This window comes from Pseudomonas zanjanensis (assembly GCF_014268745.2).
Lineage (GTDB): Bacteria > Pseudomonadota > Gammaproteobacteria > Pseudomonadales > Pseudomonadaceae > Aquipseudomonas > Aquipseudomonas zanjanensis.
In genome coordinates this window covers 505,142-517,666 of the sequence record NZ_JABWRB020000001.1, presented here as the reverse complement: position 1 = coordinate 517,666, position 12,525 = coordinate 505,142, and the positions used below count along the sequence as shown (strand labels likewise).

General features: G+C 61.5%; 11 protein-coding genes. 4 read left to right on the top strand and 7 right to left on the bottom strand.

Annotated features, from left to right (window positions below):
- Window positions 1-127: 127 nt before the first annotated feature.
- Window positions 128-1,849 (bottom strand): bifunctional isocitrate dehydrogenase kinase/phosphatase, encoded by a 1,722-nt coding sequence (aceK, locus tag HU715_RS02495; protein WP_186704589.1) that lies wholly within the window; start codon window positions 1,847-1,849, stop codon window positions 128-130.
- Window positions 1,850-1,979: 130 nt separating this feature from the next.
- Here aceK and HU715_RS02490 point away from each other — a divergent pair, with 130 nt between their 5' ends.
- Window positions 1,980-2,888 (top strand): DMT family transporter, encoded by a 909-nt coding sequence (locus HU715_RS02490; protein ID WP_186704588.1) that lies wholly within the window; start codon window positions 1,980-1,982, stop codon window positions 2,886-2,888.
- A 120-nt stretch (window positions 2,889-3,008) separates the two neighbouring features.
- On the opposite strand, the gene HU715_RS02485 is transcribed toward HU715_RS02490, so the two are convergent.
- From HU715_RS02485 to cysK, 3 genes are all read right to left on the bottom strand, one after another.
- Entirely contained in the window at window positions 3,009-3,872 is an 864-nt protein-coding gene (locus HU715_RS02485) for a DMT family transporter (protein WP_186704587.1), read from the bottom strand.
- Between the two features lie 339 nt (window positions 3,873-4,211).
- Window positions 4,212-5,150 carry an aspartyl/asparaginyl beta-hydroxylase domain-containing protein gene (locus HU715_RS02480; RefSeq protein ID WP_186704586.1) on the bottom strand — a complete coding sequence of 313 codons (939 nt, stop codon included), beginning with the start codon at window positions 5,148-5,150 and terminating at the stop codon, window positions 4,212-4,214.
- A gap of 362 nt (window positions 5,151-5,512) precedes the next feature.
- The gene (gene cysK / locus HU715_RS02475) at window positions 5,513-6,487 is read right to left on the bottom strand and encodes a cysteine synthase A (RefSeq protein ID WP_186704585.1); all 975 of its coding nucleotides are present in this window, start codon (window positions 6,485-6,487) and stop codon (window positions 5,513-5,515) included.
- A gap of 146 nt (window positions 6,488-6,633) precedes the next feature.
- Between cysK and HU715_RS02470 the strand changes: the two genes are divergently transcribed.
- From HU715_RS02470 to HU715_RS02460, 3 genes are all read left to right on the top strand, one after another.
- The gene (locus tag HU715_RS02470) at window positions 6,634-7,710 is read left to right on the top strand and encodes a DUF748 domain-containing protein (protein ID WP_186704584.1); all 1,077 of its coding nucleotides are present in this window, start codon (window positions 6,634-6,636) and stop codon (window positions 7,708-7,710) included.
- Between the two features lie 257 nt (window positions 7,711-7,967).
- Window positions 7,968-8,813 carry an AAA family ATPase gene (locus HU715_RS02465; protein ID WP_186704583.1) on the top strand — a complete coding sequence of 282 codons (846 nt, stop codon included), beginning with the start codon at window positions 7,968-7,970 and terminating at the stop codon, window positions 8,811-8,813.
- A 34-nt stretch (window positions 8,814-8,847) separates the two neighbouring features.
- Window positions 8,848-10,026, top strand: a complete 1,179-nt coding sequence (locus HU715_RS02460; RefSeq protein WP_003198888.1) for a vWA domain-containing protein — start codon at window positions 8,848-8,850, stop codon at window positions 10,024-10,026.
- A gap of 106 nt (window positions 10,027-10,132) precedes the next feature.
- Here the strand turns inward: HU715_RS02460 and HU715_RS02455 are convergent, their stop codons facing one another.
- The 3 genes from HU715_RS02455 to HU715_RS02445 are packed head-to-tail and all read right to left on the bottom strand — an operon-like array spanning window position 10,133 to window position 12,503.
- Entirely contained in the window at window positions 10,133-11,053 is a 921-nt protein-coding gene (locus HU715_RS02455; protein ID WP_186704582.1) for a 5-oxoprolinase subunit C family protein, read from the bottom strand.
- Window positions 11,050-11,754, bottom strand: a complete 705-nt coding sequence (gene pxpB, locus HU715_RS02450; protein WP_186704581.1) for a 5-oxoprolinase subunit PxpB — start codon at window positions 11,752-11,754, stop codon at window positions 11,050-11,052. Before pxpB ends, HU715_RS02455 begins: the two co-directional genes overlap by 4 nt.
- Entirely contained in the window at window positions 11,751-12,503 is a 753-nt protein-coding gene (locus HU715_RS02445; RefSeq protein WP_186704580.1) for a 5-oxoprolinase subunit PxpA, read from the bottom strand. The genes pxpB and HU715_RS02445 overlap by 4 nt, the downstream gene beginning before the upstream one ends.
- Window positions 12,504-12,525: the final 22 nt, after the last annotated feature.

The following is a 12,525-nucleotide window of genomic DNA, read 5'->3' as shown; positions in this document are numbered from 1 at the left end:
AAAAGCCACACAAACCACAAACCACAGAACACAGAACACAGAACACAGAACACAGAACACAGAACACAAACTACAAGCCACAAGCCACAAGCTACAAGCCACAGGGGCTTCGTTTGCTCGCCTGGCGTTATTCGCTGTCCAGGTCCTTGCGCCGATACGGGAACACATCGATCACCTTCCCTGCCCGGATCGCGTCCTGCAGGCTTTTCCAGTAGTCAGCGTTGTACAGCTCGCCGTGCAACTGGTCGAACAGCTTGCGTTGCCCGGCGTCGGCGAACAGGAACGGCGGGAACTCTTCGGGGAAGACGTCCAGCGGTCCGATGGAATACCAAGGCTCGGAAGCCATTTCGTCTTCCGGTGTACGGGGCTCCGGGATGTGGCGAAAGTTGGCTTCGGTGAGGAAGCAGATTTCATCGTAGTCGTAGAACACCACGCGGCCGTGGCGGGTCACGCCGAAGTTCTTGAGCAGCATGTCGCCGGGGAAGATATTGGCCGCCGCCAGTTGCTTGATCGCCAGGCCATAGTCTTCCAGCGCCTCGCGCACCTGGTCCGGGTTGGCGTTTTCCAGATAGAGGTTCAGCGGCGTCATCCGGCGTTCGGTCCAGCAATGGCGAATCAGTACCGTTTCGCCTTCCACCGACACCGTGGACGGCGCCACTTCCAACAGTTCCTCCAGGCAGGCCGGCTCGAATTTGCTCAGGGGAAAGCGGAAATCGGCGAACTCCTGGGTATCGGCCATGCGCCCGACGCGGTCGACGCTTTTCACCAGTCGGTATTTCTCGATCACCGTGGCCCGGTCGACGTTTTTCGACGGCGAGAAGCGGTCCTTGATGATCTTGAACACGGTGTTGAAGCCCGGCAGGGTGAACACGCTCATGACCATGCCACGCACACCCGGGGCCATGATGAACTGGTCGTCGGTGTTCGCCAGGTGGTTGATCAGTGCCCGGTAGAACTCGGACTTGCCGTGCTTGTAGAAACCAATGGAGGTGTACAACTCGGCGATGTGCTTGCCCGGCAGGATGCGCTTGAGGAAGCCGATGAATTCCGCCGGCACCGGCACGTCCACCATGAAGTACGAACGGGTGAACGAGAAGATGATCGACACCTGCGCCTCGTCGGTGATCAGCGCATCGATCTGGATACCCCGGCCCTCGCGGTGCAACAGCGGAATCACCAGCGGCCATTGGTCGTCGCGGGTGTAGATCCGGCCCACCAGGTAGGCGCCCTTGTTGCGATAGAGCACCGAGGAAAACAACTCCACCGTCAGTTCCGGGTCCTTGCAGACCCAGTCCGGCAGGTTCTCGCGCAACTGCGCTTCGAGGCGCTGCAGGTCCCCCGGCAAATCGGCGTAGTCCTCGCTGAAACGGTAATCGGCGAAGACGCTCTCCAGCATCCGGTCCAACTGTCCCTGGGGCTTGTAGGTGCGCGTCTGGGCGGCGCGGGCCCGGCGCAGGCTGGGCCGGGTGGTGTGGATGAACATGGTGCCGTCGCTGATCAGGTCGTGGCTGAACAGCCCGCAGAAGATCGAGTTGTACCAGGTTTCCGACAGCTCATCGTCGAAGCGCAGGTCGATCAGGCTGATGTAGGCGCTCTTGACCAGCGGCCAGCAGCTCACGTCCATCAGGGTTTCGTCATCGAAGGCCTTGTGCAGCTTGGCGACGGTTTCGAAGACTTTTTCTTCATACAAGTTGATGCGCGCCGCCGAAGCCGTTTGCGCCTCCAGCCACAGCGCCTGCTCGAACCGGGCGCGAGCGCCGTCGGTGATCTGCCGGAAATGCTCACGATAATCGTCGAAGCCGTCGAGGATCGAACGGGCGATTTCGATGGCGGGCCATGGCTGCGGCATAGGGTAAACCTCGGCGGGTCATGCTTGTTATTGGCGACTGAGCTTAGAGGCCAATCACGCGGCAACGCAACCATTGCCATCGGTATGCAAGGCGGCGACACTTGCCCCCCCATCAAGGAAGGAGTGGCTCGTGAACCTCGTCGACATCTTGCGTTTACTGTCATTGGCCGCCATCTGGGGCGCCAGTTTCCTGTTCATGCGCATTATCGCCCCCGTTATCGGCACGATTCCCACGGCCTTCTTTCGTGTGTCCATTGCCTTCGTCGGGCTGCTGGTGATCCTGGCCCTGATGCGCGTCGACTGGAATTTTCGTGGCAAGCTCAAAGTCGTGATGGTGCTGGGCCTGATCAACTCGGGCATTCCGGCCACGTTCTATTCGGTGGCGGCCCAGGTGCTGCCGGCCGGTTATTCGGCAATCTTCAATGCCACCACGCCGCTGATGGGGGTGTTGATCGGCGGTTTGTTCTTCAGCGAAAAACTCACTTTGGCCAAGGTCGGCGGGGTCTTCCTCGGGCTGCTCGGCGTGGGCATCCTGACCCGCGCCGGCCCGGTGGCGTTCGACCTGCAACTGTTGATGGGCGCCCTCGCCTGCCTGCTGGCCACGACCTGCTACGGCTTCGCCGGTTTCCTCACCCGGCGCTGGCTCGATCACCAAGGCGGCCTGGACAGCCGTCTTTCGGCCCTGGGCAGCATGTTCGGCGCCACGGTGTTCTTGCTGCCGCTGTTCGGCTACAGCGTCATCAGCCAGCCGCCGGCCAGTTGGGGTGGCTGGAGTGTCTGGTTGTCACTGCTGGGCCTGGGCCTGGTGTGCACCGCGCTGGCGTACATCCTTTATTTCCGTCTGCTCAGTTCCATCGGCCCGGTCAAGTCCATGACCGTGACATTCCTGATCCCGCCGTTCGGTGTGTTGTGGGGGGCGTTGTTGCTGGATGAGCCGTTGGGGATGGCGCATTTGTATGGCGGGGTGTTGATTGCGGCGGCGTTGTGGTTGGTGCTCAAGCCTTCCGTCGCGAAACCGGCTGAGGTGTCTGCCCGATAACCCATCGGTGTCGCTGAAAATGCTATCGCGAGCAGGCTCGCTTCCACAGGGAATTGCGCTAACCCTGTGGGAGCGAGCCTGCTCGCGATAGCGGTAGTTCAGTCAGCGAGTAGCCAAAGCTCAGCGGCTTTTACGAAACACAAACACCAACCCCACGATGATCAGCACCATCCCCAGCAAGCTCAACAACGCCAACCGGTTGCCGAACACCAGGTAGTCCATGATCGCCGTCACCGCCGGCACCAGGTAGAACAGGCTGGTGACGTTCACCAGATTGCCCCGTGCAATCAAACGGTACAGCAGCAGCGTCGCCAGCACCGACACCACCAGCCCCATCCACAGCACCGGCACGAAGAACCCCGTGCTGTATTCGAAGTGAAACGGCTGGAACGGCACGAACACCGCGCATAGCACCAGCCCGGCCAGGTACTGCACCGGTAGCGTGCCCAGTGGGTTGTCGGTGATGCGCTTCTGCATGATGGAGCCGGCCGTCATGCTGACCAGTGCCAGCAACCCGCACAGCATCCCCGCCAGGGACATGCCGGCCAGGCCGATGCCCTGGTACACCACCATGACCAACCCGACCAAACCCAACACCAGGCCGAACATCCGCGCCCCGGAACGCCGGCGCTCCATAAGCACTACAGTCAGGATCGGTTGCACACCCATCAGGGTCGCCATGACGCCGGGCGTGACATTCATTTGCAGCGCCAGCAGATAAAAAATCTGATAGGCGCCCAGCAGCACCAGTCCGGTGGTCACCGCGTACAGCATCGGCTTGCCGGTCTTGGGCAACTTGAACTTGAGCAACGGAATCAACAGCACCAGCGCGAACAGCGCGATGGCAAATCGGATCAACAGAAAAGCGAAGGGTGAAGCGTGGGCCAGGCCCAGCTTGGAAAAGATCGCCCCGCTGCTCCACAGCAAAACGAACAGGCTCGTGGAAGCCGCCGCCAACAAGGCGTTTTTGGAAAGGGAAAACATGGATACCACCTGTAGTCAGGCAAAAAGCCAACTCAGCCGAAGCTGAAGTCCAGTAGTTTTTTCAGGCGGGCACAGGGGATGGCAACCGTTGCCGATCAGCCCTGAATGCCAACACCCGGCGGTGATACGACGACGTACACCGATGAGCTACGGACAGGTGGGGGGTATTGACCGATCTGCGCAGGCTGCTGGTTCCCACACGGCACGACGCCAGCGTTGAACGCTGGAACCACGACCGCGATGACAGGGGATGCAGGCATGAGCCGATCTCTTGGAGAGTGGGTTCGAAAACCCGAAGAGCGCTGACTATAACCAGCGCCCGATGGACTACGCAATGTTTTAAACGAACAACCAATAGCCAAGCGCCGTCAGCACTGCCACCGCCAACACCGGCCGCATCACCCGGTAGGCCTTGGGATGCTTGCGTTTGAACTGCTTGACCCGACCGCTGATGCCGTCACTGAACGACTTGCTCCAGGCATAGGCCTGGTTGATGCCACCGACGTGTTCATCGTCCAGGTTCTGTGGCGCGGTGGCACGGCCGAGGAACGCGCTGAAGGTGCGGTTGAGGCGGGTCATCAGCCGACTTTTCAAGGGCCGCTCGACATCACAGAACAGGATCAGGCGGGTCTGCGGGGTTTCGTTCTTGACCCAGTGCACATAGGTTTCATCGAACATGACGTCTTCGCCGTCGCGCCAGGCATAGATCTGACCGTCGACGAAGATCCGGCAATCTTCGGAATTGGGGGTTGAGAGCCCCAGGTGATAACGCAACGAACCGGCGAAGGGGTCTCGATGAGGGTTCAGATGGCTACCACCGGGCAGCAAGGCAAACATCGCGCCGCGAACGCTGGGGATCCGACTGACCAGTTCAACCGTCCTCGGGCACAGCAACTCAGCCGACGGCAGCGGTTTGTCGTACCACTTGAGGTAGAAGCGCTTCCAACCCTTCTTGAAGAACGAACCGAAGCCCGCATCGTTGTTCTTCTCGGCGGCTCGAATGTAGCCATCGTCGAACAAGTGCATGGCTTCGTCGCGGATGACTTGCCAGTTGTCCTTGAGCACATCCAGTTCGGGAAATTGGCTGCGATCCAGGTAAGGCCTCGAGGGCACGCCGGAGAACAGGTACATCAAGGCGTTATAGGGGGCGAACAGCGCCGAGTGGTTGACGAACTGGCGCAGCACCGGCAACCGCGCCTTACCACGCAAATGCACATAAAGCGTACTGCCCAGGAACAGCAGCAACACCGAGGCCTTGGCGACAAACGAAACGGTCATTTTTTTAAACTCCTTGTCCAAAAACAACTGACGCAACGCCTACTGCCCGACGTAGCCGGGGGCCATGTTAAATACCCATGGCCCGGGTAAAAACCGTCTGACGCAAGATTCTCTGTTGAGTGAAACGCAATAAACACTTTTTAACAGACGTCACCTGAACCTTGGCTGACGCATCGAACAATCATTCAACCTACCTGAGATCGCGAGTGCTCTTGTGGCGAGGGAGCTTGCTCCCGCTGGCGTGCGGAGCGCGCCCCTGGGATTTGGCGACCCGGGTTGAATCCGGGGCGCCTGCTGCGCAGTCGAGCGGGAGCAAGCTCCCTCGCCACACAAGCAATGCTCGCCACCCATCCTGCCTGCGGTTACTGCTGAGTCTCCTGCTCGGTAAACAGATCACTGAACAACATGCTCGACAAATACCGCTCGCCCGAATCCGGCAGGATCACCACGATGGTCTTGCCCTGCATTTCCGGTTTTTCCGCCAGGCGCACGGCCACGGCCATCGCCGCGCCGCAGGAGATCCCGCAGAGGATGCCCTCCTCCTGCATCAAGCGCAGGGCCATGGCCTTGGACTCGTCGTCAGTGACGCGCTCGACCAGGTCGACGATGGACAGATCGAGGTTCTTCGGCACGAACCCGGCGCCGATCCCCTGGATCTTGTGGGGGCTGGGCTTGATTTCATCCCCCGCCATCGCCTGGGTGATCACTGGCGACACTTCGGGCTCGACCGCCACCGACAGGATCGGCTTGCCACAGGTGTTCTTGATATACCGCGAAACCCCGGTAATGGTTCCGCCGGTGCCCACGCCCGCGACCAGCACGTCCACGGCGCCGTCGGTGTCGTTCCAGATTTCCGGGCCGGTGGTTTTTTCGTGGATCGCCGGGTTCGCCGGGTTATCGAACTGCTGCGGCATGAAATATTTGGACGGATCGCTGGCCATGATCTCGGCGGCTTTCTCGATGGCGCCCTTCATGCCCTTCGCCGGTTCGGTGAGCACCAACTCCGCGCCCAGGGCCTTGAGCACCTTGCGCCGCTCGATGCTCATGGAGGCCGGCATGGTCAGCATCAGCTTGTAGCCACGGGCGGCGGCAACGAACGCCAGGCCGATCCCGGTGTTGCCCGAGGTCGGTTCGACAATGGTCATGCCCGGCTTGAGCTTGCCCGAACTTTCAGCGTCCCAGATCATGTTTGCGCCGATCCGGCACTTGACCGAATACCCTGGGTTACGCCCCTCGATCTTGGCCAGGATGGTCACGCCGCGCGGCGCAATGCGGTTGATCTGTACCAGTGGCGTATTGCCGATGGAATGGGCGTTGTCAGCGAATATGCGGCTCATGGCTGGGTCCTTGATGGGGCGAAATTGAAGCCTTTAAAGGTATGCCTGTTGCCCATGGGCGTCCAGTTGCACCGAACGTTCCCGTTGTTGCGACAGTCAATGGCATTAGGAGGCGCTCCCCCAACAAACGCTGGAGACTGACAGACATGAAGCGTCGATACCGCTGGCCACTGTGGGTTTTCGCCACCCTCGTCGCGGTGCTGGTGGCCCTGCATTTCGCCCTGCCTTACCTGGTACGCGACTACCTGAACGATAAACTGGCCGACATGGGCGATTATCGCGGCCAGATCACTGACGTGGACCTGGCCCTGTGGCGCGGTGCCTACCGGATCAACGGCCTGGAAATCGTCAAGGTCGACGGCAAGGTCCCGGTGCCGTTCGTCAATGCCCCGCTGGTGGACCTGTCCGTGAGTTGGCACTCGCTGTGGTACGACCATGCGGTGGTGTCCGAGGTGGAGTTCACCCGCCCCGAAGTGAACTTCGTCGACGGCGGGGCCAACCGACAGAACTCCCAGACCGGCCAGGGCACCAACTGGCGCCAGCAACTGGAAAAACTGCTGCCCATCACCTTCAACGAAGTGCGCATCCGGGAGGGCAAGGTCACCTTTCGCAATTTCAATTCCAAGCCGCCGGTCAACCTGCGGGCCACCGACGTCAACGCCAGCTTCTATAACCTGACCAACGTGGTCGACACCGAAGGCAAGCGCGACGCCCGCTTCGAAGGCAAGGCCCTGGTGGCCGAGCATGCGCCCCTGGAAATGCAGGCTACCTTCGACCCCTTGAGCGACTTCGAGGATTTCGATTTCCGCCTGCGGGCCAGGAACATCGAACTCAAGCGCCTCAACGATTTTGCCGCCGCCTATGGCAAGTTCGATTTCAATGCCGGCCACGGCGACCTGGTGATCGAGGCTGAAGCCGATAACGCCAAGCTCAGCGGCTATATCAAGCCATTGCTGCGGGATGTCGACGTATTCGACTGGCAGCAGGACGTGGAAAACCAGAACAAGAACATCTTCCGCTCGGTCTGGGAAGCGCTGGTCGGGACCGGCGAAACGGCCCTCAAGAACCAGCGCAAGAACCAGTTTGCCACCCGGGTGGAACTCAGCGGCAATGTTCACCAGCAGGACATCAGCGCCTTCGAAGCCTTCCTGCAGATCCTGCGCAACGGTTTCGTCCAGGCCTTCAATGCCCGTTATGAACAGCCACCGCCTTCGAAGGATTGAGATTTGCGGCTTTTAGTGGCGAGGGAGCTTGCTCCCGCTGGGCCGCGAAGCGGCCCTAAAAAGCCTGCGAGCGCTGCGCACTCGAGCGGGAGCAAGCTCCCTCGCCACAAGACTGAGTCAACATGTGACGCTCCATTCAGAGACTGAATACAGCGTCTGCGTTCACAGTCGGCGCGGCCTCGCGTTATAGTCGGGCACGATATTTATTTCGCGCGCCCCGCCTCGCCGGGCCGGCGACACGTTCGAGGAAATTGCAGATGAAGTTCGAAGGCACCAGCGCCTACGTGGCCACCGATGACCTGAAACTGGCCGTGAACGCCGCCATCACCTTGGAGCGGCCATTGCTGGTCAAGGGCGAACCAGGCACCGGCAAAACCATGCTGGCCGAGCAATTGGCCGAGTCCTTCGGCGCGCGCCTGATCACCTGGCACATCAAGTCCACCACCAAGGCCCACCAGGGCTTGTACGAGTACGACGCGGTCAGCCGCCTGCGGGACTCGCAGTTGGGCGTGGACAAGGTCCACGACGTGCGCAACTACCTGAAGAAGGGCAAGCTCTGGGAAGCGTTCGAGTCCGAGGAGCGGGTGATCCTGCTGATCGACGAAATCGACAAGGCCGACATCGAGTTCCCCAACGACCTGCTACAAGAGCTCGACAAGATGGAGTTCTACGTCTATGAGACCGACGAAACCATCAAGGCCAAGCAGCGCCCGATCATCATCATTACCTCCAACAACGAAAAGGAACTGCCGGACGCCTTCCTGCGCCGCTGCTTCTTCCACTACATCGCGTTCCCCGACCGCGTCACCCTGCAGAAAATCGTCGATGTGCATTACCCAAACATCAAGAAGGACCTGGTCAGCGAAGCGCTGGACGTGTTCTTCGACGTGCGCAAGGTGCCGGGCCTGAAGAAAAAACCTTCCACCTCCGAACTGGTGGACTGGCTCAAGCTGCTGATGGCCGACAACATCGGCGAAGCGGTGCTGCGCGAGCGTGATCCGACCAAGGCCATTCCGCCGCTGGCCGGCGCCCTGGTGAAAAACGAACAAGACGTGCAACTGCTCGAGCGCCTGGCGTTCATGAGCCGTCGCGGCACCCGCTGATCCTCTTCGTTTAACAAGAGCGAGGGCGATTGCCATGCTGCTTAACCTGTTCAATGAGATGCGCGCCGCCAAGGTGCCCGTGTCGGTGCGTGAACTGCTGGACCTGATCAACGCGCTGAAACAGCGGGTGATCTTCGCCGACATGGACGAGTTCTATTACCTGTCCCGGGCGATCCTGGTGAAGGACGAACGGCATTTCGACAAGTTCGACCGGGCCTTCGCCGCCTACTTCAACGGTTTGGAGAAGCTCGACGATCACCTCCAGGCGCTGATTCCCGAAGACTGGTTGCGCAAGGAATTCGAGCGTTCGCTGACCGACGAGGAACGGGCGCAGATCCAGTCCTTGGGTGGCCTGGACAAGCTGATCGAAGAATTCAAGAAACGCCTGGAAGAACAGAAGGAACGCCATGCCGGCGGCAACAAGTGGATCGGCACCGGCGGCACTAGCCCGTTCGGCTCCGGCGGTTTCAACCCCGAGGGCATCCGGGTCGGCGACGCCGGCAAACGCCAGGGCAAGGCCGTAAAGGTCTGGGACCAGCGCGAATACAAGAACCTCGACGACCAGGTGGAATTGGGCACCCGCAACATCAAGATCGCCCTGCGCCGCCTGCGCAAGTTCGCCCGCCAGGGTGCGGCCGAAGAGCTGGACATCGACGGCACCATCGATCACACCGCCCGGGACGCCGGCCTCTTGAACATCCAGATGCGCCCGGAGCGACGCAACACCGTCAAGCTGTTGCTGCTGTTCGACATCGGTGGCTCGATGGATGCCCACGTGAAGATCTGTGAAGAACTGTTCTCGGCCTGCAAGACCGAGTTCAAGCACTTGGAGTATTTCTACTTCCACAACTTCGTCTACGAATCGGTGTGGAAGAACAACCTGCGCCGCACCTCGGAGCGCACCTCGACCCAGGATTTGCTGCACAAGTACGGTGCCGACTACAAAGTGATCTTCATCGGCGACGCCGCCATGGCGCCTTATGAAATCACCCAGGCCGGCGGCAGCGTCGAGCACTGGAACGAAGAAGCCGGTTATGTGTGGATGCAGCGCTTCATGGAGAAGTACAAGAAACTCATCTGGATCAACCCATACCCCAAGGACACCTGGGGCTACACCGCCTCGACCAACATCGTGCGCGAGTTGGTGGAGGACCGGATGTATCCGCTGACGTTGCGGGGGTTGGAGGAAGGGATGCGGTTTCTTTCCAAGTAAAGTCTTCCGGTGCCTGTAAGGGCCTCTTCGCGAGCAAGCCCGCTCCCACAAGGGATCTCCTGTGCGACACAGATCCAGTGTGGGAGCGGGCTTGCTCGCGAAGCTTTTAGCGGTTTGACAGCCCCCGCAGGCACTCCACCTGCTGCCGATGCGCAACCTCCTGCACCACCGGCCGCAACCGCACCTGCGCCCCGGGCAGGCATTGCGCCAGCCGGGCCAGGGACAGCGGCGTCAACGCCCCCAGGCGTGGATAACCACCGATGGTTTGTCGGTCGTTGAGCAACACGATCGGCTGGCCGTCCGGTGGCACCTGCACGGCACCGAGGGGAATGCCCTCGGAAATCATCGCCGGCCCCTGATATTCCAACGCCGTGCCCAGCAAGCGCATGCCCATACGGTCGGCGCGACTGTCCAGCGTCCACGCAGTGTTGAACGCATCGAACAGGCTGCGCCCACTGAACGCGCCATTCTGCGCACCGAGGATCAGGTCCAGCGGCTGCGCTTGCTGGAAATCCGGAATACGCGTGTGGGGCATGGGCCGCGGCGTCGGCGTGCCTGAATAGCTCAAGTGTTCACCGCGACTCAGCGCCCGTCCCCGCCCATCCAGGCCACCGAGTTCCTCACGGACCACCGTCGCCCGGCTGCCCAGCACCGTAGGCGCATTGAACCCACCTGGGGCCGCCAAGTAGGCCCGGGCACCGAGCACGGGCTGGGTGAGCGCCAGGACCTGGCCTTTGCGCAAGCTGAAGAAACGCCACGATGCCACGCCCTGGCCGTCTATCCGCGCGCCCAGGTCAGCCCCGGCCAGCGCCAGCACGCAATCCTCGTCGGCCACCACGGTAAAGCCGCCGAGGGTAATCTCCACCACCGCCGCGTCCAGGTCATTGCCCAGCATCCAATTGGCCCAGGCCATCGACAACCAATCCGCCGCGCCACCCTGGGTCACGCCCAGGTGTCTCACGCCGAAACGGCCGGCGTCCTGTAACAGGCACAGCGGGGTGCTGGCCTCGATCAACAACCGGCTCATGCCTGGGCCTCCAACGGTGTGTCGTCGCCACCCAGGGCAATGAATTCGGCGTGGTCCACGGCGGCGAAACGTACCGTGTCCCCCGGCTGCATCAGGCTGTAGCCGTCACGCTCACGATCGAACAGTTTGGCCGGGGTGCGCCCGATCAGGTTCCAACCACCGGGTGAGACCACTGGATACGCCGCGGTCTGACGCTCGGCAATACCGACGCTGCCCGCTGCCACGCGCTTGCGTGGCGTGTCGAGGCGCGGGGCGGCCAGTTCTTCGTCCACCAGCCCCATGAAGGCGAAACCGGGGGCGAAGCCCAGGGCAAACACCTGGTACTCCCGTTCGCTGTGGCGGCGGATCACCTGGGCGACCGTCAAACCGCTGCGACTCGCCAACAGCTCAAGCTCCGGCCCGACGCTAAGGTCGTACCACACCGGCAGCACATGGCATTGGCCGGTCGAGCGGGCATCCGGTGAAAGGTTATGCAGCGCCTCGTCGATCAAATCGCGGGCCTGGACCGGGTTCAGGGCGAGCAAATCGTAGTGCACCATCAAGGTGGTGTAGGACGGCACCAGATCGATCAAACGCTCGGCAAACACCGCTCGCAGGCGCTCGCTGGCGGCGAGCATCCAGGGCATGTTGGCCTCGGCGATCTCATCGAACAGGCGCACCATTAGGCAGTCCACCGCCACCACTTCCACGCGTGGTTTCATGGCGCACTCTGCCGGTCCAGGGCTTCGCGGATGCGCTGCACGGCCGCCACGGAGCTGGCGTTGTCGCCGTGCACGCACAAGGTATTGGCCATGAGGTGCAAGGCACTGCCGTCGCTGGCGGTCAACGCATCGCCACGGGCGATGGTCAGGGCCTGCCCGATGATGACCTCGGGATCGTGATGCACCGCCCCCGGTGCCTGTCGCGAAACCAGGCGACCGGCACTGTCATAGGCCCGATCGGCAAAGGCCTCGAACCACAGGGTCAGGCCGTACTCGTCGCCCAGGGCCTGGGCGGCGCTGTTGTCCCGGGTCGCCATGAGCATCAGTGGCAGTTGCCGGTCGTAGGCCGCGACGGCCTGGATCACGGCGCGCAATTGCGCCGGGTTGGCCATCATGTCGTTGTACATCGCTCCGTGGGGCTTGACGTAGCTGACTCGCCCGCCCTGGGCCCGGCAGATGCCGTCGAGGGCGCCGATCTGGTAGTGCAGCAAGTCCTGCAGCTCCTGGGCGCCATAGGCCATGGAACGCCGGCCGAAGCCCGCCAGGTCCTGATAGGCCGGGTGCGCGCCGATCCGCACGCAGTGGCTCAGGGCCAGGCTGACGGTCTTGCGCATGATGCTCGGGTCGCCAGCGTGGAAGCCGCAGGCAATGTTGGCGCAATCGATGAAGGGCATCACCTCGGCGTCCAGACCCATGGTCCAGCTGCCGAAGCTTTCGCCGATATCGCAATTCAGTAGCAGGCGGTTCACGGTGAACGCTCCTGTAGGTTTT